The following is a 17,087-nucleotide window of genomic DNA, read 5'->3' on the forward strand; positions in this document are numbered from 1 at the left end:
GAGCAAAGATGGGGCATGACATACGCGTTCTGACCGAGGCCGAACTGCGCGCGGCCGTGCGGCTTGATCCGGCCACCGTGGACGTGGTCGAGCGTGCTTTCACAGCGCTCGCCAAAGGCGGGGTGATCATGCCGCCGATCATGTCGATGGATCTTGAGGCGGTGAATGGCGAGGTCGATGTAAAGACCGCGTTCATTCCCGGCTTTGACCATTTCGCGCTCAAGGTCAGCACCGGGTTCTTCGGCAATGCGAAGCTGGGGCTGCCAAGCCTTGGCGGGCTGATGGTCCTGCTTTCGGCACAGACCGGGGCGGTGGTGGCGGTATTTCTCGACAACGGATATCTCACGGATCTTCGCACCGCGGCTGCCGGGGCCGTGGCAGCGCGGCATCTTGCGCCTGCGACGGTGGACACGGCCGGCGTCATCGGCACCGGGTTGCAGGCGCGGTTGCAAATGAAGGCGGCGCATCTGGTGCGCCCGTTCACGCGCTGCCTTGTCTGGGGCCGCGACCGTGACAAGGCGCAGGCCTGCGCCGATGAACTGTCCCTTGATCTGGGCATCGAGGCGCTGGCGGTGCCCGAGGCCGAGCAGGCGGTTGCCGAAAGTCAGCTTGTCGTGACGACGACGCCTGCGCGTGAGCCGGTGTTGCGGGCCGAATGGCTGCATCCGGGCCTGCATGTCACCGCGATGGGATCGGACGCGGAGGCCAAGAACGAGATCGCACCCGAGGCCCTGCGGCACGCTGACGCCTACATCTGTGATCGTGTCGATCAATGCCGCGCGCTTGGAGAACTGCGCAGCGCCCTCGAGGCCGGGCAGTGGAAGAACGACGACCGTCCCGTGGAACTGGGCGAAGTGATCAGCGGGGCGGCGCCGGGGAGGCGCGGATCGGACGACATCACCATCGCCGATCTGACCGGCACCGGTGCGCAGGACACCGCGATCGCAAGCCATGTGTTCGGGGCGCTTGAGGGCTCTGACACCGGCACCGTGATCCGGGCCTGAGGCGATGAGGCTCGACGCGCGCGATCTGGATATCCTGCGGGTTCTTTCCAGCGAAGGGCGGATCACCAAATCCGAGCTTGCCGCGCGCGTGGGGTTGTCTCCCAGCCCGTGCTGGGAGCGGCTGCGCAAGCTGGAGGCCGCCGGAGTCATCGAGGGGTATCACGCGCGGATCAGCCTGAGGAAACTTGGGCCTTACGTGCGGGTTTTCGTGGCCGCCGAAATCGCCGATCACACGCCGGCCAGTTTCCGCGCCTTCGAGGACAGCGTGCAACACTATGACGAGATCACCGCCTGCTGGGCCCTTGGCGGCGGTTTCGACTACCTGCTTCAGATCGTGACCACCGATATCGACGCCTATCAGCGGCTTATCGACGAGATGCTGGAAGCGCGTATCGGGCTGGCACGCTATTTTACATATATCGTGACCAAGCCGGTGAAGGGCCCCTCGGTTCCGCCGCTGGATTTGCTGGCGGGCAATATCGTCGGCTGAAATGCCGATTGGCGGACGATTCTTCTGCCTTGACCTGCAAGTTCAGCCCCGGAACCTGCGGAAACCGGTTCATTCTTCCCGAAAGTGAGGAGTATCGACATGACTGATTCGGCAATCTGGACCCGGAACGGGATCACTGATACGCGGCTTGTCCGCAGTTTCGCCTACGTGAACGGAAAATGGACCGCCGGAGAGGGCGGGGAGACGATCACCGTGACCAACCCCGCCGATGGCGCGGCCCTGGGCGAGGTGGCCAGCCTTTCGGCGGATCAGTCCCGCGTGGCGGTGGACGCGGCGCAGGCGGCATTCGCGGACTGGTCGATGACCCTGCCGCAGGCGCGTTCACGGATCCTGCGCCGCTGGTTCGACCTGATGATCGAGCACAGGGAGGATCTGGCCCGTATCATGGTGCTGGAGCAGGGCAAGCCCCTGAGCGAGGCGCGCGGCGAGATGGATTATGCCGCGAGTTTCGTCGAGTACTATGCCGAGGAGTCGAAGCGCCCCAATATCGAGGGGGTCACCAGCCACCTGCCCGACGCCGAGGTGGAGCTGTGGCTGGAGCCGGTAGGCGTGGCGGCGCTGATCACGCCGTGGAACTTCCCGGCCGCGATGCTGACCCGAAAGGCGGCGGCGGCAATGGCGGCCGGCTGCACGGTGGTGGCGCACCCGTCGGGAGAGACGCCGTGTTCGGCGCTGGCTCTGGCCGAACTGGCCGAGCGTGCGGGGGTGCCGGCAGGTGTGTTCAACGTGGTGACGGGCCGGGCGGCGACCGTCGTGGAGCCCTGGACGGCGGATACCCGCGTGCGGGCCCTGAGCTTTACCGGCTCGACCGATATCGGGCAGCTGCTCTACCGTCAATGTGCCGGGACCGTGAAGAAACTGGTGATGGAACTGGGCGGGCACGCCCCGGTGATCGTGTTCAAGGGCACCGACATGGAAACTGCGGTGGATGAGGCGATCAAGGCCAAGTTCGCCACCTCCGGGCAGGATTGCCTGGGTGCTAACCGCATCTACGTGGAGCGCCCGATCTACGAGGAATTCTGCCGCCGGTTCACCGAGGCGACACGGAACCTGACTCTCGGGCGGGGCATGGATGATCCGGATATCGGCCCGCTGATGAACGAGGGCGCGGTACGCAAGCAGGAAGAACACGTGGCCGATGCCCTGGCGCACGGGGCGAAGCTGGCCTGCGGCGGCAACCGGGACGAGGCGGGAGCGCTGTTCTATCAGCCCACGGTCCTAACCGATGTGCCCGACGCTGCCGCGATCATGTGCGAAGAGACCTTCGGGCCGGTCGCGCCGATCACCTGCTTCGACACCGAGGAGGAGGTGGTGGCCCGCGCCAACGGCACGGAATTCGGCCTGGTGGCCTACCTGCACAGTCATGATCCGCGCCGCATCTACCGCGTGACCAGGGCATTGCAGTTCGGCATGGTGGCGGTGAACCGCACCAAGGTGACCGGCGCGCCGATCCCGTTTGGCGGGGTGAAGCAATCCGGCCTCGGCCGCGAGGGGGCGCGCAGGGGCATGGAGGAATTCATGGAGATCAAGTATGTCTGCCGCGACTGGGCGTGATCCGGCTGACGGGGCCTCCGGCGGGAGTATTTTTGGAAAGATGAAGACAGGCCGCGCCGGGATGTCATGCGGGCGGCAATGAAAGGACAAGAGATGCTGAAGAACGACCAACTGGACCAATGGGACCGCGAGAATTTCTTTCATCCCTCGACACATCTGGCGCAGTTCGCGCGGGGCGAGGCGCCCAACCGGATCATCACCGGCGGCACGGATTGTCACATCGAGGATCGTGATGGCAACCGTTTCCTGGACGCTTTTGCCGGGCTCTATTGCGTGAACGTTGGCTACGGCCGTCAGGATATTGCCGACGCGATCGCCGAGCAGGCCCGGGAACTGGCCTATTATCATGCTTATGTCGGGCACGGCACCGAGGCCAGCATAACCCTTTCCAAGATGATCCTGGACCGGGCACCCGATCACATGAGCAAGGTCTATTTCGGGCTCTCGGGCAGCGATGCCAACGAGACCAATGTCAAGCTGATCTGGTATTACAACAACATCCTGGGCCGGCCGGAAAAGAAGAAGATCATCAGCCGCTGGCGCGGCTATCACGGATCGGGTCTGATGACCGGATCGCTGACCGGGCTTCATCTTTTCCACCGGAAGTTCGATCTGCCGCTGTCGCAGGTGATCCACACCGAGGCCCCGTATTACTACCGCCGCGACGACACGGACATGAGCGAGGCGCAGTTCGTAAAGCATTGCGCCGACGAACTGGAGGCGCTGATCGCGCGCGAGGGGGCCGATACAATCGCCGCCTTCATCGGAGAGCCGCTTCTGGGCACCGGGGGGATCGTGCCGCCGCCGGCGGGCTACTGGGAGGCGATCCAGCCGATCCTCGAGAAGCACGACATCCTGCTGGTGGCAGACGAGGTTGTCACCGGGTTCGGCCGGCTGGGCACGATGTTCGGATCCGGGCATTACGCGATGAAGCCTGATCTCATCACCATCGCCAAGGGGCTGACCAGCGCCTATGCGCCGTTGAGCGGATCGATCGTGAGCGAGAGGATGTGGAAGGTTCTCGAGCAGGGCACGGACGAGACGGGCCCCATCGGCCACGGCTGGACCTACTCGGCGCATCCCATCGGCGCGGCCGCCGGGGTTGCCAACCTCAAGCTCCTGGACGAGCTGGACCTGATCGCCAATGCCGGCACGGTGGGTGCCTACCTGAACGCCGCGATGCGCGATGCGGTGGCCGGGCATGCCAATGTGGGCGAGGTGCGTGGCGAGGGGATGCTTTGCGCCGTGGAATTCGTCCAAGACAAGGACAGCCGTACCTTCTTCGATGCCGAGGACAAGATCGGTCCGCAGATCGCCGGCGAGCTCGCCAAGCTGGGCGTGATCGGGCGGGCGATGCCGCAGGGCGATATCCTGGGGTTTGCGCCGCCCTTCTGCCTGACACGGGCGGAAGCCGACGAGATCGCTGGCAAGACGGCACGCGCAATTGCCGCGGTGCTTGGCTGAGCTCCCTCGGAAAAGGCGATCACGCGGCGGGGTCACGGGATGGCCCCGTCCGCACGGCGCGGTCTCAGCGGGACGATTGCCTGAATTTCAGCCTCTTGCAGTCGAAATCGCCTGTTGGTGCGGGTTTTACGCCGAATCGGGGGCAAAGAGCTTGCAACAGGTTGTGTTTGGCGTTTTAGTTCGATGCGAACGCGGGCGGGGATCCGCGACAATAAAAACGGGGAGCCTCAATTGGCGGAAACTGCGAACAACGACGCGTTCGTTGAATTCGAACGTGTGCAGAAAAGCTATGACGGTGAAACGCTTGTCGTCAAAGACCTGAACCTGTCTATGCCCAAGGGCGAATTCCTGACGATGCTTGGCCCGTCCGGCTCCGGCAAGACCACGTGCCTCATGATGCTGGCCGGGTTCGAGACCGCCACCCATGGCGAGATCAAGCTGGGGGGGCGTCCGATCAACAACATCCCGCCGCACAAGCGCGGCATCGGAATGGTCTTCCAGAATTACGCGCTGTTTCCCCACATGACGGTGGCAGAGAACCTCAGCTTTCCGCTGGAGGTGCGCAAGATCGGCAAGAGCGACCGTGAGGCGAAGGTCAGGCGGGCGCTCGACATGGTGCAGATGGGCGATTTCGCGGGGCGCCGGCCAGCGCAGCTTTCGGGTGGCCAGCAGCAGCGGATCGCGCTGGCGCGGGCGCTGGTGTTCGAGCCGGAGCTTGTCCTCATGGACGAGCCGCTGGGCGCGCTGGACAAGCAGCTTCGCGAGCACATGCAGTTCGAGATAACCAATCTGGCGCATGAGCTGGGCATCACGACGGTCTATGTGACCCACGACCAGACAGAGGCGCTCACGATGTCGGACCGGGTGGCGGTGTTCGACGATGGCCGCATTCAGCAGCTGGCGGCCCCCGATGTCCTTTACGAGAGCCCCGAGAACAGTTTCGTCGCGCAGTTCATCGGCGAGAACAACACGCTGGAGGGCACCGTCAAGGAGATCAAGGATGGCCTTGCGCTGGTTGAACTGGATGATGGCGAACTGATCGATTGCAAGCCGGTCAACGTTGAGAAGGCCGGTGACCGCACGCTGATCTCGATCCGGCCCGAGCGTGTCGAGATCAATGTCGAGAAGCTGGGCGAGACGGCGCACACACTCAAGGCCGAGGTGGCCGAGTTCATATACATGGGCGATGTTTTCCGCACCCGGCTCAAGGTGGCCGGCAAGGATGATTTCATCATCAAGACACGCAATTCAGCCGACCAGCGGCGCCTGCAACCGGGCGAGCACATCGAGATCGGCTGGCTGCCCGAGGATTGCCGCGCGCTGGATGCGGTATAGTCTTTAACCTCACGCGCGTCCCATCGGACGCGATGAGCCTGAGGCGCCGCCGTTCCCCCCGTGACGCGGAGCCCGAAATGCAAAACGGGACGAAACTGGGAGTATGAAATGAAATCTACCAAATTCCTTCTTGCCACGACCGCACTGACGGTGGCCGCAGGCGGAGCCTTCGCGGACGACCACATGGCCGACGAGATGACAATCGTGTCCTGGGGCGGCGCCTATTCCAATTCGCAGCAGAAGGCCTACCACGAGCCCTACATGGAGAAGACCGGCGTTACCATCGTGAACGACGAAAGCTCGAACGAGGCGGTCGCCAAGCTGCGGGCCATGGACGAGGCCGGTAACATCACATGGGATGTGGTCGACGTGGTGGCCGCGGACGCACTGAGACTGTGCGACGAAGGCCTTGCGATGGAAATCGATCCCGACGAGCATCTGGCCCCCGCGCCTGACGGCACCTCGGCCGAGGATGATTTCGGCGATCTTCTGGTCGGCGATTGCTTCATTCCGCAGATCGTCTATTCGACCACATTCGGGTACCGCACCGACATGGTGCCGGAGGGCGTAGAGCCGCCCAATGACATTTGCGACGTGTTCGATACCGAGACATACCCGGGCAAGCGCAGCCTGGAAAAGCGGCCGATCAACAACATGGAATGGGCCCTTCTTTGCGACGGTGTCGCCAAGGAAGACGTCTATGACGTGCTCGAGACCTCGGAAGGCCAGCAGCAGGCGCTCGACAAGCTGGACACGATCAAGGACGACGTGATCTGGTGGTCGGCCGGTGCCGACACGCCGCAGCTTCTGGCCGATGGCGAGGTCTTCATGGGGTCGACCTACAACGGTCGCCTGTTCAGCGTCATCGAGGAGCAGGATCAGCCCGTTGCGATGATGTGGGATGCGCAGGTCTTCGACCTCGATGGCTGGATCATTCCCGCCGGCCTGCCCGAGGACCGTCTGGCCCGCGCGATGGACTTCATCTATTTCGCCACCGACACACAGCGTCTGGCGGACCAGGCCAAGTACATCAGCTATGGCCCGGCGCGTGAATCCTCGGCGCCGATGGTCGGCAAGCATGCGGAGCTGGGTATCGAGATGGCCCCGCACATGCCGACCGATCCGGATAACGCCGAGAACACGTTCCTCTACAATTACGAGTTCTGGGCGGATTACCGCGATGACATCGATGCCAAGTTCCAGGCGTGGCTGGCGCAGTAAAACGACAACGGCACAGCGCGGGCGCATGACGCCCGCGCGATCCGGCCGGGCGGTCATCCAAGGCCGCCCGGCCCATCCCCAGACGGCACGGACGGAGCGGCGCACAGATGCCCAAGGGCTATATAATCGGCCATATCACGGTCACCGACCCGGAGGCCTACAAGGAATACATCGAGCGTGACACGCCGATCCTCGAAGGACTGGGCGGACGGTTCATCGTGCGTGGCGGCCGCAGCGAGGTACCGGAGGGGGAAACCCTCGACCGTCATGTCGTCATCGAGTTTCCAAGCTACGAGGCGGCCCTGGCAGCATATAACGACCCCGAATACCAGGAGGTCGCCGATATAAGGCGGCGCACCGCTCAGAGCGTGATCGTCGTGGTGGAGGGCAAGGAATGAGCAAACTCAACAGCACCGGACAGCAGACTGCCGACGCGCCCACACCCGAAGACGCGTTTCACGAAGCCGCGGCACTCGAAGGCAAGGGAGGCAACGGCGGGCCGGTCCTTTCGGCCGATGGCACGCCGCTCAAGCGCAGCCTGAACCGTGCCCTGAGAATGCAGAAGATGCGTGCGCTGATGCTGATCGCGCCGCTTCTGATCTTCGTCCTCGTCACCTTCATCGCCCCGATCGCCGACATGCTGTTCCGCTCTGTCGAGAACCAGATCGTCGGCACGACCCTCCCGCGCACGGTCGAAAGTGTTTCGGACTGGGACGCAGAAGCCGAGGAGGCGCCGGGCGAGGCGGTTTTCGAACAGCTTTACTACGACATGTTCCTTGCGGCGGAAGCCAAGGAACACACCAAGCTGGGCACGCGCCTGAATTACGAGCAGACGGGAATAGCATCGCTCTTCCGGTCGTCGGGCCGCGACATGGACGATCTTGGTGAAGATTACATCGATGCCCTGGAAGACCTTGACGAAGCGTGGGAGGATGAAGCGTTCTGGTACGCGTTGATGACCGGGGGCGAGGACGCCGCCGGCAACACGGATCTTCTGAACACGCAGCGTAAACGCCTTTCGAACCTGACAAGCGACAATTTCAAAGGCGATATCGGCTTCGTGCCGGGTGCGGAGATTTCGCAACTCCTTCCGAACACGGCCCGTGCCTACACTGTCTTTGCCCTCTTCACGGTGATCGCCGACGAGGATGTCGTCTCTGAGGAGGAGCCGTGGGAAGCGGTCAAGATCGCGCTGGTGCAGGACCTCAAGGCCGGCGCCGATGTGGCGGCGTATGAGGGGCCCGGTGCGGCCGAGCTGCGCGCCGCGCGGGACATGCTGTCGGATATGCCGGAGATCGCCTTCAAGCCGGCCTTCCTGGAGATCGACGAGGATTGGGGCGCCAACGAGACATGGCGCGCGATAAAGATATTCAGCCCCCCCTTCACAAGCGGGTATTTCCTCAACGCGGTGGACATGGCCAAGACCCTGGACGGTGTCGAAGCGCGCCCCGAGAATCAACAGATCTACATCATGCTGTTCAAGCGGACGCTGTTCATGAGCCTCGTGATCACCGGATCCTGCATCCTTCTGGGGTACCCGGTGGCCTGGATCCTCTCCAACCTGCCGATGCGGACAGCGAACCTTTTGATGATCCTCGTTCTGCTGCCGTTCTGGACGTCGCTCCTGGTGCGCACATCTGCCTGGAAGGTGATGCTGCAGAGCCAGGGCGTCATCAATGACGTGATGGTCTGGCTGGGCCTTGTCGGCGATGGCGACAGGCTGGTGATGATCAACAACCAGTTCGGCACCATCGTGGCGATGACGCATATCCTGCTGCCCTTCATGATCCTGCCGATGTATTCGGTGATGCAGACAATCCCGCCCAGTTACCTGCGCGCCGCGAAATCGCTGGGCGCGACGAACTGGACGGCATTCTGGCGGGTTTATTTCCCGCAATCCGTGCCGGGGATCGGGGCCGGCAGCATTCTCGTCTTCATCCTGTCGATCGGCTACTACATCACGCCCGAGATCGTGGGCGGCACGACCGGCACGTTCATTTCGAACCGGATCGCCTACCACATATCCAGTTCGCTCAATTGGGGGCTCGCGGCGGCCCTGGGCTCGATCCTGCTGGCAGTGGTCCTGATCCTCTACTGGGCCTATGACAAGATCGTGGGCATCGACAACGTGAAGCTGGGGTAGATGAAATGAGCGCGATAACTCTGGAACATGTCGAGAAGAAGCCCTTGTCCTTCGCGTTGCCGGTTGTCGGGGCAGCGGGCGGCTTTGCCGGTCTCTTCGTCGGGACCGCACAGGGATCCGGTATTCTCGGGGTCGCCGCGGGCGCGGGCATCATCGCGCTCATGGGCTTTCTCTGCCTCGGAATTCTTGGCAAGGAAATGGAGCGTGTTGCCCGTTGGGGCATCGTCGTGCTGATGGCGGTGGCCGGTTTTCTGCTGGGCGCGCTTCCCGGTCTCGTGGTCGGGGCACTTTTCGGCTGGTTTTTCGGCTGGTTCATCTACTGGATCGGAGAGGGCCGTTACAGGGCCAAGCTGGTGCCATATCTGACACCCGGTCAGGTTCTGTGGCATTTCACTTTCAGGGTCATCTGCGGGATGATCTTCTTTTTCCTGATCACTCCGATCGTGGTGGTGATGCCGCTGAGTTTCAACGCCGAGAATTTCTTTACCTTCACTCCCGAGATGCTTCGTTTCGATCCGGAGGGGTATTCACTCAAGCATTACCGGGACTTCTTTACCAACGCGGACTGGCAGCAGGCGTTGTGGAACTCCGTTTCGATCGCGCCGGTGGCCACCCTGCTTTCGGTCAGCTTCGGCACCCTTGCCGCGATCGGCCTGAGTTCGGAGCACGTGCCGTTCCGCCGCGCGATCATGGCGATCCTGATTTCGCCGATGATCGTGCCTCTGATCATTTCCGCGGCTGGCATGTATTTCTTCTATTCCCGGCTGGGGCTTCAGGGCACGTATTGGGGCGTGGTCCTGGCTCATGCGGCGCTTGGCATCCCGTTCGTGATCATCACCGTGACCGCGACGCTGGTCGGGTTTGACCGGTCCTTGACGCGGGCGGCGGCCAACATGGGCGCCAACCCGGTCACGACCTTCTTTCGGGTGCAGATGCCGCTGATCCTGCCGGGTGTCATCTCGGGCGGGCTTTTCGCGTTCATCACATCCTTCGACGAGGTTGTTGTCGTGCTGTTTGTCGGCTCGGCCGGGCAAAAGACACTGCCATGGCAGATGTTCACGGGCCTGCGCGAACAGATCAGCCCGACAATCCTTGCCGTTGCGACGATCCTGGTGGCCATCTCGATCTGCCTGCTGACGACGGTGGAACTGCTGAGGCGCCGGTCTGAACGTCTTCGCGGTATGAGCCCGGGCTGAGGGACAACCATGCGTCGGGTGCAAGTCAGTAGACGTCGCCGCCGCCGCGCGTCTGGTTTTCGGGCCGCGTGACCGGCGATGAGTCCTCGCTGAACAGCTTGTCCCAGTCCGGTTCTTTCTGGTTCCCGGTTCGCAGATCGGACTCACGCGATTTCATCCACTGCACAATGCGCTCGCGCGATGGGTCCATGCGCTTGATCCAGCGAATGCACCATTCCATTTCCTGACGAAGGGCCCGGGAACTTACGATGCCCAGGTCGCGGCTGCGGTCATGGTTCCAGCGGGGGCCGCCAAGATAGACGGCGGCGAACATGATCTTGGCTTTCAGGCGCGGCGTACCGTTGACGATCAGCGCGTCGTAGAACATGCGGTGCACGTCCTCCCAGTTGCGCGACTTGTACTGATCGAGGTGATCGTTTCCGAAACCGCAATAGGCGTCGTGCATCGCCGCCGCGTTGATGAACGAGCTTGATCGTCTTTCGCCGATCATGGGAATGAACACCTTGGGAATTGAGGCCCCGTCGGTCAGGGTTTCGGGCGGCGCCACCCATTTCCGGCCGCGGCTGTCATGGAAGGACAGCTCGTCCCTGAGTTCGAAGAAAGCCTGTGGCTTGGGGTCAAGCCGCACCGGATCAGGGTCAAGCTTGACCGGGCTGTTGAGGAACCGGCAGATGGCCCCGCCCAGCGGGCCGGGGCATTCGTCAAGCGGCTGCGCCCCGACCGGGCCTGCAATAAGCGCCGCCAAAACGAGCACTGATGTGCGGAACAACAGATAGCTGGGCATGCGGACCTCCGATTCGCGGACCTTCCGGCGGCCGGACGGTAACACGAATTCACGATTCTGACCGCCCCGGAAGGCGCCGGGGCGGGCCCGGTCAGGACCGCACGAGGGCCTCGTAGCCTTCGGCGATCTCGCGGGTCAGGTTTCCGACCTCGAAATTGTAGTCCCCGATCTGACCCACCGGTGTGACCTCCGCGGCGGAGCCTGTGAGCCAGCACTGTTCGAATCCTTCAAGTTCTTCGGGCATGATATGGCGCTCATGCACCTTGATCTGCCGATCCTTCAGCAACCCGATCACGGTCTGCCGGGTGAGGCCGTTGAGAATTGCATCCGGCAAGGGCGTGTGGATCTCGCCGTCCTTGACGAAAAAGATGTTTGCCCCTGTCGCCTCGGCCACGTAGCCGCGGTAATCCAGGAACATGGCGTCGGAGCAACCCTTGGCTTCGGCTGCATGCTTGGACATGGTGCAGATCATGTAAAGCCCGGCGGCCTTGGCATCTGTCGGGATCGTGTCCGGGCTGGGCCGTTTCCATTTGGCAATGTCCAGCTTGGCGCCGCGTGTCTTGGCATCGCCGTAATAGCTGCCCCATTCCCAGGCGGTGACGGCCATGCGCACCGGGTTGCGCGCCGCGGCCACGCCCATGTCCGGCCCGGCGCCGCGGAAAGCCACAACGCGCACATAGGCATTGCTGAGCCCATTGGCATCGAGCACCTGTTTCTTGGCCGCCTCGATCTCGTCCACCGTGTAGGGGATCTGCATGTCCATCAGTTCACCGGATTTGAGCAGCCGTCCGGAGTGTTCGCGGCTCTTGAAGACCTTGCCGTCGTAGCAACGTTCGCCCTCGAACACCGAGGACGCATAGTGCAACGCATGGGTCAGCACATGCACCTTTGCATCTCGCCAATCCACCAATGCCCCGTCCATCCAGATCTTTCCATCGCGGTCATCATAGCCGGTCATCGCCATCTCCCTTGCGGCCACGTTTCCATTTCTTGCGCCAGATACGTCCGAACCGGGCATAAAATTGCGCAGAAATCGCGATTCGCTACCAGTTTGATCTTGGAATGTCAATAAAGCTGACTTAATATCGGGGTAAAGGCGGTTTCTGAAACGGAGACGGGGCATGCCGGAGATGCAGGGCGGAGAAAACCTTCTTTACCTCACCGACGAGCAGCTCAGGCAGGGCATCGAGGCAATGTTCTTTGCATATCGCGGTTTTACCGCGGACCCGGATCGCATCCTCGAAACAATGGCCTACGGACGGGCACATCACAGGGCCATTCATTTCATCGCCCGCGGCCCGGGTACGACCGTGAACAACCTGCTGAACATTCTCGGTGTGACCAAGCAATCTTTGAACCGGGTGCTGCGCACATTGGTGGCGGACGGTCTTGTCGAGAGCCGGGTCGGGACATATGACAAACGCGAACGGCATCTTTATCTCACGGAGGAGGGCAAGGCGCTGGAACGGCGGCTTTCGGATGCGCAACGCGCGCGCATGCGCGATGCCTATCGCGCCGCCGGCCCCGACGCGGTGGCCGGGTTCCGCCAGGTTCTGGAGGCGATGATGGACAGTGACATGCGCCGGTGCTACCGCGCCATCCGGGAGCGAGGTGAATGACCGATCCTGAACCGCATATCCTGATCGTGGATGACGATGAACGGATTCGGGGCCTGCTGCGGAAGTTTCTGGCGCGCAACGGGTTCCTGGTATCGGTCGCACGCGATGCGGGTCATGCACGGCGTGTCCTTTCCGGCCTGGAATTCGACCTGATCGTGATGGACGTGATGATGCCGGGAGAAGACGGCGTGAGCCTGACCAGTGACCTCCGGACGAAGGTTTCCACACCGGTGCTCCTGCTGACCGCGAAGGGTGAAACCGAAGAACGGATCAAGGGGCTGGAGGCGGGTGCCGATGATTACCTCGCCAAGCCGTTCGAGCCGCGGGAACTTCTGCTCAGGATCAATGCGATCCTGCGCCGCATGCCCGAGCCGGAGCAGGAAACGGCGATGCCGAAGATCCTTCAGCTTGGACCGGCGCGTTACGACATAGAGCGGGCCGAACTGATGCGTGGGGACGAACCAGTGCGCCTGACGGCCACGGAAACCCAGTTGATGCGTATTTTTGTGGAAAACCTGCGCAGCCCGGTGAGCCGCACGAAACTGGTGGAGGATCTGGGCCGTGACCGGGGGCGTGCGCAGGAACGTGCAGTCGATGTTCAGATCACCCGGCTACGGCGCAAGATCGAGGCTGACCCGAAGCAGCCGCGTTACCTTCAGACGGTCCGCGGCGAGGGCTACATGCTGGCGCCGGATTGACCGCCGAGGGATCGGCGGTTTGCCGCAACATGCGGTGCAACTGCTTCCGGTCTTGCGGAATTCGCGCTATCATCAGGGAAAATCAAAAGAGCAAGGGGCCGGGCAATGCGCAGCACGGGTCTTCTGGCCGCAGTTACGGGCATCATCATCGCAGGGGTTCAGGCGGCGGCGAACGCGCCGGACACCTCCCTCCGGCCGCAGATGCGGCCAACCGACGACAGCGTGGCGGTGGCGCGCGCGGTCATGTCGCCGGTGCGCAGCTTGCGCCCGGTTCTGCGTCCGGCCGGCATTGCCGAGACAGCGGCCGCGCGTCCGGAACGGCGGACGGCCGTCGATTCGGATTTCGGAAGGTGGGTGCGCGGCTTTCGGCGTCGCGCAATAGCTGCGGGCATCTCCGCGTCAGTGTTTGATGCGGCATTTCGCGGCGTGCGTTACAACGAGGGCGTGATCGCAAAGGATCGCAACCAATCGGAATTCACCAAGCAGATATGGGATTACCTTGACAGCGCCGCCTCTCCCGTGCGGGTCCGGAATGGGCGCGCGGCCCTGCGCGAGCATGCAAGGACCCTGCGCCGGATCGAGGCGAAATATGGCGTCGAGAAAGAAATCGTCACGGCCGTATGGGGCCTCGAAAGTGCCTATGGGGCGCGGCGCGGCGACAAGCCCCTGATCGAGGCCCTGGCAACGCTGGCCCATGACGGCCGTCGCGGGCGATTCTTCGAGAACCAGTTGATCGCCGCGCTCAAAATCATCCAGTCGGGCGATGTGCGGCCGGAGGACATGAAGGGCTCGTGGGCCGGGGCCATGGGCCATACGCAGTTCATTCCCACGTCATACCTGGCATATGCCGTGGACTTCACCGGAGACGGCAAGCGCGATATCTGGTCGGACGACCCGACCGATGCCCTGGCGTCAACCGCCGCCTACCTGAAGCGTTTCGGATGGCGCAAGGGGCAGCCATGGGGCGTGGAAGTGCAGTTGCCGCGCGGTTTCGATCATTCCGCCGCCCGCCGCAAGAATCGAAAGATGCCGTCCCAATGGGCCCGGGCCGGTATCACGGACATGGATGGCAAGCCGGTGCCGGATTACGGGCGCGCGTCGATCCTGCTTCCTGCGGGGGCGCAAGGGGCCGCTTTCATGATATTCGACAATTTCGCCGTCCTGGAGCGTTACAACAAGGCCGATGCCTATGTCATCGGGGTCGGGCACCTGGCTGATCGCCTGAAAGGGGGCGCGCCGATAAAGGCCGGATGGCCACGCGGATACGAGCCGTTGTCCTTCAAGGAAAAAAAGGAAATGCAACGCCGCCTGACCCGCAAGGGGTTCCGTCTTGAAAAGATCGACGGGATCATCGGCCCGAATACCGTGGATGCGATCCGTGCGTTCCAGCAATCGGTTGGTGTTACACCGGATGGTTATCCCAGCCAAACATTGCTGACGCTGCTCAAGCGGCGTTGAACGGGCGACTTTCCGAAGCGCGTATGCCAACGCACTGCGATGACCCGATGCCAGGACTGGACGACACGCATTCCACCAGGTCGGACGGGGATGAAAGAGAAACATGATTTGGTGGAGCCTAGGGGGATCGAACCCCTGACCTCTTGCATGCCATGCAAGCGCTCTCCCAGCTGAGCTAAGGCCCCAAGGCGGGACGGGTGCCATGCCCCGAACCGTCGCCGCTGTCTAGGCAAAGCCGCCGACGGGATCAAGCGGAAAATCCCGTCTGCGGGCAGCCGGGCGTTCAGCCCTCCGTGTCCTCCGAGGAGACATCGGTGATGTCGTCCAGCGAAACGCTGTCGTCATCATCGTCCTCCAGGACGTCATCGCCAAGATCGACATCGACATTGTCGTCTTCCAGGACCTCGGCGTCGGGTGAAGCCTCGTCCTTCTTGGCTTTCTTGCTCTCGGCGTCCTCGGCGTCGGCGGTCATGGACCGTGACTTGCCGGTGCTGAGTTCGACGACTTCACCGGTGTAGGGACTCACGATCGGATCCTTGTTCAGATCGTAGAACCGCTTGCCGGTTGTCGGGCAGACGCGTTTCACACCCCAGTCTTCCTTGGGCATATGGTATCCCTCTTGCATCTCGTGTCTTGTGGACGATCCGCGCCAACTGCCATAACCGAGCAGGGCTGTCAAAGGCTTTGGACGGCGCCGATGAAACACGACCCGGAATGCACATGACCGATCACGTTCTGCAAGGTATTCCGCCCGTTGCGTTGACGCTCAGGCGTTCGTCGCGGGCACGGAGAATGTCGCTCAGGATTTCCGGGCTGGACGGGCGCGTGACGTTGACCGTTCCGCCGGGTACGTCCGAGCGCGAGGCGCTGGACTTCGCCCGCAGCAAGGCGGAATGGCTGCGCGGCCGCCTGGCCGGGGTGCCCGTGCAGCAGGTGGTGCGCCCGGGCATGAAAGTGCCGGTTGAGGGGCAGCCGCGGCAAGTGGCACAGGGTGAGGGGCGCGGTATCTACTTGATCGGTGACGAGATTCTTCTGCCCCGGGGTGATGCTCAGGGGCGCCGGCTTCGGGCGTGGTTCAGGACACTGGCGCGCGAGCGGCTGTCGCGGGCATCCGATCGGCACGCGGCCAACCTGGGCCTGGACTACAGCCGTATCACCCTCCGTGATACGCGCTCACGGTGGGGATCATGCACATCAGCCGGGGCGCTGATGTATTCCTGGCGCTTGATCATGGCCCCGCCAGACGTTCTGGATTACGTGGCCGCACACGAGGTTGCGCATCTGGGTGAGATGAACCATTCCGCCCGTTTCTGGCGGCTTGTCGCGCAGTTGCGGCCGGATTTCGAGACGCAGCGCCGCTGGCTGCACCGCAACGGGGCAGACCTTCACCGCTATCGTTTCGACGATTGACCATTCGGCATTTTGTGATCACAAAAGGTCCATGCTCATCAATCCACGCCCCGATCCTGCCCCTTCGGCCCATGACCGTGTCTATCGCGGCATGCGGGGACGCATCATGCATGGCGAGATCGGCCCCGGTGAGGCATTGACACTACGCGGTCTGGGACGTGAATTCGGGGTATCCATGACCCCGGCGCGCGAAGCCATACGCCGGCTCGCTGCCGAAGGTGCGTTGACGCTTTCGAATTCGGGCAGGGTGACGACGCCAGAGCTTACCAATGACCGGATCGAGGAACTGGCGGCATTGCGTGCACTGCTGGAAGTCGAACTGGCCAGCCGCGCCCTGCCACGCGCCCATATCGCCCTGATCGAACGGCTTCAGGCGATCAATGCGCGCATCGCCGAGGATATCGCCCGTCAGGACGGGGTGGCTTACATCCGCCGCAATCTGGAATTTCACCGGACCCTCTTTCTCCGGGCGCAGGCGCCGGCAATGCTTGCCATGGCTGAAACGGTCTGGCTTCAGTTGGGCCCGACGACCCGGGCCCTCTATGGGCGCCTGCGCCGCAAGGACCCGCCGCATTTTCACCGGCTGATCATCGCGGCGCTCAAGGCCGGCGACGAGCCGGGATTGCGGCTTGCCGTCCGTTCTGATGTCACCCAGGGACTGAAGCACCTGACCCGTCAGGGGGAATGAAC

Annotated in this window: 17 protein-coding genes and 1 tRNA gene; 14 read left to right on the top strand and 4 right to left on the bottom strand. The window is 62.8% G+C overall.

Annotated elements, in window-relative coordinates; genetic code table 11:
* Positions 1-8: 8 nt before the first annotated feature.
* The 9 genes from DQW77_RS08335 to DQW77_RS08375 all read left to right on the top strand — a co-directional run bounded on the left by DQW77_RS08335 (position 9) and on the right by DQW77_RS08375 (position 10,428).
* Positions 9-1,004 carry a cyclodeaminase gene (locus tag DQW77_RS08335; RefSeq protein WP_113257753.1) on the top strand — a complete coding sequence of 332 codons (996 nt, stop codon included), beginning with the start codon at positions 9-11 and terminating at the stop codon, positions 1,002-1,004.
* 4 nt (positions 1,005-1,008) lie between these two features.
* On the top strand, positions 1,009-1,494 hold the full coding sequence (locus DQW77_RS08340) for an Lrp/AsnC family transcriptional regulator (protein WP_113257754.1): 486 nt from the start codon (positions 1,009-1,011) through the stop codon (positions 1,492-1,494).
* Between the two features lie 99 nt (positions 1,495-1,593).
* Positions 1,594-3,069 (top strand): NAD-dependent succinate-semialdehyde dehydrogenase, encoded by a 1,476-nt coding sequence (locus DQW77_RS08345; protein ID WP_113257755.1) that lies wholly within the window; start codon positions 1,594-1,596, stop codon positions 3,067-3,069.
* A 93-nt stretch (positions 3,070-3,162) separates the two neighbouring features.
* Positions 3,163-4,533 (top strand): aspartate aminotransferase family protein, encoded by a 1,371-nt coding sequence (locus DQW77_RS08350; protein ID WP_113257809.1) that lies wholly within the window; start codon positions 3,163-3,165, stop codon positions 4,531-4,533.
* 231 nt (positions 4,534-4,764) lie between these two features.
* Positions 4,765-5,868 (top strand): ABC transporter ATP-binding protein, encoded by a 1,104-nt coding sequence (locus DQW77_RS08355; RefSeq protein WP_113257810.1) that lies wholly within the window; start codon positions 4,765-4,767, stop codon positions 5,866-5,868.
* Positions 5,869-5,976: 108 nt separating this feature from the next.
* Positions 5,977-7,089 (top strand): extracellular solute-binding protein, encoded by a 1,113-nt coding sequence (locus DQW77_RS08360; protein WP_113257756.1) that lies wholly within the window; start codon positions 5,977-5,979, stop codon positions 7,087-7,089.
* A 107-nt stretch (positions 7,090-7,196) separates the two neighbouring features.
* A complete protein-coding gene (locus DQW77_RS08365) occupies positions 7,197-7,487 on the top strand; it encodes a DUF1330 domain-containing protein (protein ID WP_113257757.1) in 291 nt (96 codons plus the stop codon).
* On the top strand, positions 7,484-9,232 hold the full coding sequence (locus DQW77_RS08370) for an ABC transporter permease (RefSeq protein WP_113257758.1): 1,749 nt from the start codon (positions 7,484-7,486) through the stop codon (positions 9,230-9,232). The genes DQW77_RS08365 and DQW77_RS08370 overlap by 4 nt, the downstream gene beginning before the upstream one ends.
* A 5-nt stretch (positions 9,233-9,237) precedes the next feature.
* Positions 9,238-10,428 (top strand): ABC transporter permease, encoded by a 1,191-nt coding sequence (locus DQW77_RS08375; RefSeq protein WP_113257759.1) that lies wholly within the window; start codon positions 9,238-9,240, stop codon positions 10,426-10,428.
* Between the two features lie 25 nt (positions 10,429-10,453).
* Here the strand turns inward: DQW77_RS08375 and DQW77_RS08380 are convergent, their stop codons facing one another.
* Together DQW77_RS08380 and DQW77_RS08385 are read right to left on the bottom strand one after the other, a co-directional pair.
* Positions 10,454-11,212 carry a DUF1353 domain-containing protein gene (locus DQW77_RS08380; RefSeq protein WP_147094946.1) on the bottom strand — a complete coding sequence of 253 codons (759 nt, stop codon included), beginning with the start codon at positions 11,210-11,212 and terminating at the stop codon, positions 10,454-10,456.
* Positions 11,213-11,303: 91 nt separating this feature from the next.
* Positions 11,304-12,170, bottom strand: coding sequence for a branched-chain amino acid aminotransferase (locus tag DQW77_RS08385; RefSeq protein ID WP_113257811.1), 867 nt, complete (start codon positions 12,168-12,170; stop codon positions 11,304-11,306).
* A gap of 163 nt (positions 12,171-12,333) precedes the next feature.
* Between DQW77_RS08385 and DQW77_RS08390 the strand changes: the two genes are divergently transcribed.
* The 3 genes from DQW77_RS08390 (at position 12,334) to DQW77_RS08400 (ending at position 14,987) form a co-directional block, all read left to right on the top strand.
* Positions 12,334-12,831 (top strand): MarR family winged helix-turn-helix transcriptional regulator, encoded by a 498-nt coding sequence (locus tag DQW77_RS08390; RefSeq protein ID WP_113257761.1) that lies wholly within the window; start codon positions 12,334-12,336, stop codon positions 12,829-12,831.
* The gene (locus DQW77_RS08395; RefSeq protein WP_113257762.1) at positions 12,828-13,529 is read left to right on the top strand and encodes a response regulator; all 702 of its coding nucleotides are present in this window, start codon (positions 12,828-12,830) and stop codon (positions 13,527-13,529) included. Before DQW77_RS08390 ends, DQW77_RS08395 begins: the two co-directional genes overlap by 4 nt.
* Positions 13,530-13,634: 105 nt before the next feature.
* Positions 13,635-14,987 carry a lytic murein transglycosylase gene (locus DQW77_RS08400; protein ID WP_113257763.1) on the top strand — a complete coding sequence of 451 codons (1,353 nt, stop codon included), beginning with the start codon at positions 13,635-13,637 and terminating at the stop codon, positions 14,985-14,987.
* A 109-nt stretch (positions 14,988-15,096) separates the two neighbouring features.
* Here the strand turns inward: DQW77_RS08400 and DQW77_RS08405 are convergent.
* Both DQW77_RS08405 and DQW77_RS08410 read right to left on the bottom strand, forming a co-directional pair.
* A tRNA-Ala gene (locus DQW77_RS08405) sits at positions 15,097-15,172 on the bottom strand.
* 98 nt (positions 15,173-15,270) lie between these two features.
* Positions 15,271-15,594 carry a TIGR02300 family protein gene (locus tag DQW77_RS08410; RefSeq protein WP_113257764.1) on the bottom strand — a complete coding sequence of 108 codons (324 nt, stop codon included), beginning with the start codon at positions 15,592-15,594 and terminating at the stop codon, positions 15,271-15,273.
* A 113-nt stretch (positions 15,595-15,707) separates the two neighbouring features.
* On the opposite strand from DQW77_RS08410, the gene DQW77_RS08415 reads away from it, so the two are divergent.
* Together DQW77_RS08415 and DQW77_RS08420 are read left to right on the top strand one after the other, a co-directional pair.
* On the top strand, positions 15,708-16,397 hold the full coding sequence (locus DQW77_RS08415) for a M48 family metallopeptidase (RefSeq protein WP_113257812.1): 690 nt from the start codon (positions 15,708-15,710) through the stop codon (positions 16,395-16,397).
* A 31-nt stretch (positions 16,398-16,428) separates the two neighbouring features.
* The gene (locus DQW77_RS08420; protein WP_113257765.1) at positions 16,429-17,085 is read left to right on the top strand and encodes a GntR family transcriptional regulator; all 657 of its coding nucleotides are present in this window, start codon (positions 16,429-16,431) and stop codon (positions 17,083-17,085) included.
* Positions 17,086-17,087: the final 2 nt, after the last annotated feature.

The organism is Roseovarius sp. TE539, from assembly GCF_003298505.1.
Classification (GTDB): domain Bacteria; phylum Pseudomonadota; class Alphaproteobacteria; order Rhodobacterales; family Rhodobacteraceae; genus Roseovarius.